This is a genomic window from Gluconacetobacter sp. (assembly GCF_047721585.1).
In the GTDB taxonomy this organism is placed as follows: domain Bacteria; phylum Pseudomonadota; class Alphaproteobacteria; order Acetobacterales; family Acetobacteraceae; genus Gluconacetobacter; species Gluconacetobacter dulcium.
Window position 1 is genome coordinate 1 of sequence record NZ_JBDNXE010000221.1, and the last position, 3263, is coordinate 3263.

Annotated in this window: 3 protein-coding genes; all 3 read left to right on the forward strand. The window is 69.2% G+C overall.

All coding sequences use genetic code 11. The features are described 5' to 3' along the window. Positions 1-747, forward strand: a 747-nt coding sequence (locus ABF821_RS20420) for an FUSC family protein (RefSeq protein ID WP_415531402.1), incomplete at its 5' end; no start/stop codon positions are given. A 124-nt stretch (positions 748-871) separates the two neighbouring features. Further along, positions 872-2179: a DUF1800 domain-containing protein gene (locus ABF821_RS20425; RefSeq protein ID WP_415531403.1), complete on the forward strand. Its 1308-nt coding sequence runs from the start codon at positions 872-874 to the stop codon at positions 2177-2179. A 4-nt stretch (positions 2180-2183) separates the two neighbouring features. Further along, on the forward strand, positions 2184-3263 hold a 1080-nt coding region (locus ABF821_RS20430; protein ID WP_415531404.1), incomplete at its 3' end, for a DUF1501 domain-containing protein.

Sequence of the window (3263 nt, forward strand, 5' to 3'; positions counted from 1 at the left end):
GATATGGGGCTGTGGGGGGCGACGACGCTGGCGGCCGTGATCGGGAATTTCGACCGGATCGCGGCGATCGTCACGGGGCGGTTCATCGTCTTCGTCGTGATCCTGACCGAAATGGCCCGGCAGGCGCATCATCCGCATGCGCTGGTGGTGCCGGTGATGACGGGGGGGATTGCGGCCGCGTGCCTGATTTCCATTCGGCCAGCGGGGGCGCCTGTTGCGCCGCTGCCGCCCCCGCTGCCCGGTATCGGGCTGCGGGCGAAGCTGCGACGGTGGGGGCGGTCGTGCCGCAGCCTGTCGGCCTGCCAGTTTCCGCTCAGGCTCTCCGTCCTGATGGCGTTGACCCTGGCGATGGATGTGCTCTGGCCGGAGCGGCATGCCCTCTGGGCGGCGTTGACCGTGGCGCTGCTGTGCCGACGGCCGTTGGAGCCTGTGCCGATCCGCGCTTCGCAGCGGGCGCTTGGCGCTGCGCTTGGCGTGCTGCTGTCGTGCCTGTTTCTGTTTCACGCGCCTTCGGGCGGCGCGTTCATCGTGTTTCTGGCGGGGCTTGGCATTGCGAGCATGGTGGCGCGCAAGCATAATTACATGCTCTATAGCATGGTCGCGACGCCGCTGATCATGGTGCTGGTCGGTGGGGGGAAGCCCATTGGCGAAGCGATCCTGGTCGATCGGCTGGTCTCGACGATCGTGGGGGCGGCCCTGCTGGTGGCGGTGAATGTCGTCGTCGCGAAAATGATGAAGATATTATGAAAGAACAGGTAATCCGGCTCCTGTGTGGCTGAAGGACAGATTGTCGCCACAAAGCGCAACCACGCTTGGTGATTGAACAAGGCACACGCGGCCTGGGGTCGTTTTTCTGCATCTGGAGCGGACCATGCAGCTTTCCAGTGTCGTCAACCGGTTCGGTTGGGGGGAGCGCGGCGGGGACCTGCCGCGGGAAGCCTCGCGCGACTGGCTGGCCGGGCAATTGCAGGGGCCGGATGCCGCCCGCTTTACGGGGGTGGGCGACACCGCCGACGGGCTGATCGCCCTGCGGACGCAGCGGCAGGAGAAGATGCAGGGTGATCCGCTGGTCAAGCCGATCTTCCTGGCCGAGGTCGCGACCCAGCTGGACACGCTGCTGCTGACGGAACAGCCGTTTCGCGAGCGGCTGGCGTGGTTCTGGTTCAATCATTTCACCGTCAGCCTGCGTCAGGGGGGCACGCGCGGCGTGGTGGGGGCCTATATGCGCGAGGCGATCCGTCCGCATGTGACGGGGCGTTTCGTCGATATGCTGCTGGCCTTCATGCGCCATCCGGCCATGCTGATGTATCTGGACAATGCGTCCTCCATCGGGCCGGACAGCCCCGTCGGGCGGAAAAGCCACAAGGGCCTGAACGAGAACCTGGCGCGCGAATGCCTGGAACTGCATACGGTCTCGCCCGCCGCCGGGTACAGCCAGGCCGACGTGACGGCGTTTGCCGCCGTCCTGACCGGATGGGGCGTCGATATGCGTGCCGACCGGCCGGGCTTCGCCTTCCGCGAACGGGCGCATGAGCCGGGCGAGAAGACCGTGATGGGGCAGGTGTTTCCCGAAGGCGAGGAGGGGGGTGTGCAGGCGCTGCGTTTCCTGGGCACGCACCCGGCGACCTATCGCCACATCGCCACGCAACTGGTCGGCCATTTTATCTCCGACACGCCGGCGCCGCGCGATGTCGCGCGGATCGTCGCCGTTCTTCAGGCCAGCGGAGGGGATCTGGGGGCGGCCGCGCTGGCGCTGGCCGATCTGCCCGATGCGGCGCGGCCCGGCGGCAAGTTCCGTTCGCCGATGGATTATGCCACCGCCGTCATGCGCGCGCTGTCGCTGGGTGGCGCACCGAGCCAGCCGGACGACCCGCATTCGCCGGCGCATATCCTGTTCGCGGCCTTTGCCGGGCTGGGCCAGCCGCTGTGGACGGCGCCGCTGCCCAACGGGTGGAGCGACCGCGCGGCGGACTGGTCGGCGCCGGCCGACCTGCTGGCGCGCACCGACTGGGCGTGGCGGATGGCGGCGCATGTCCGCGAGGGCGACCCGCTGGAGATCGCTCATGCCGCGCTCGGCCCGGCGCTGCGGCAGCCGACCGTGCTGGCGATGCGCCAGGCGGGATCGCGCCAGGATGCGCTGGCCCTGCTGTTTTCCTCACCCGAATTCCAGAGGCGTTGAGGCCATGATGATCCGTCGTCGTTCCGCCCTGCTGGGGCTTGCCGCAAGCTGGACAATGGGGCGGTCTTCGCTGGCCCTCGCCGGGACGGGGGGCGGGCCGGATGATCCGCGTTTCGTCGTGATCATCCTGCGCGGCGCGCTCGACGGGCTTGCCGCCGTCACGCCTTATGGTGATCCGTCCATCGTGGCGCATCGGCAGGGCCTGTTGCTGCCGCAGCCGGGGCAGGAGGGGGGATTGCTGGATCTGGGCGGCTTCTATGGCCTGCATCCGGCACTGGCGGGGATGCACGAACTGTATGGCGCGGGGCAGATGCTGCCGATCCATGCGGTGGCCGGGCATTATCGCAGCCGGTCGCATTTCGAGGCGCAGGATTATCTGGAAAGCGGTGCGGACCAGCGGCTGGACAATGGCTGGCTGAACCGCGCCGTGGCCGCGCTGCCGGGGCAAGGCCGTCGTCCGGACGGGTATGGGCTTGCCATGGGCCTGTCCGTGCCGCTGCTGCTGCGGGGTTCGGCGCATATCGGCACCTATGCGCCGGCTGCCAGCCAGCATCCGGACCCGGCGCTGTACCAGCAGATCGCGGCGCTCAATGCGGCCGACCCGCTGACGGGACCGGCTTTTCGTGATGGATTGAAGGCGCGCGGCTTCTCCGATTCCCTCATGGAGGGGGCGCCGGCTGCCTCGCGTCCGGCGGATGGACACAAGCCGGACCCGTTCTCCGTTCTCTCGACGGCTGCCGGGCAGATGCTGGCCGCGCCGCAGGGGCCGCGCGTCGCGGCGCTGGAGATTGGCGGGTGGGATACCCATGCCGGGCAGCTCGGGCGGCTGAAGGGGCCTCTGGGCCAGCTCGATCGCGGTGTGCAGGCGTTGCGCGAGGCGTTGGGGGCGGAATGGCGCCGGACGGTCGTGCTGGCCATGACCGAATTCGGTCGGACCGTACGCATGAACGGCACCGGCGGCACCGACCATGGCACGGCGACCGTCGCCTTTCTGCTGGGCGGTGCCGTGGCCGGGGGGCGGGTGGGGGCACTTGGCCCGGCCGGCGGCCCCCCCCCGGGTTGGAAAAACGCGCCCCGGCACCGC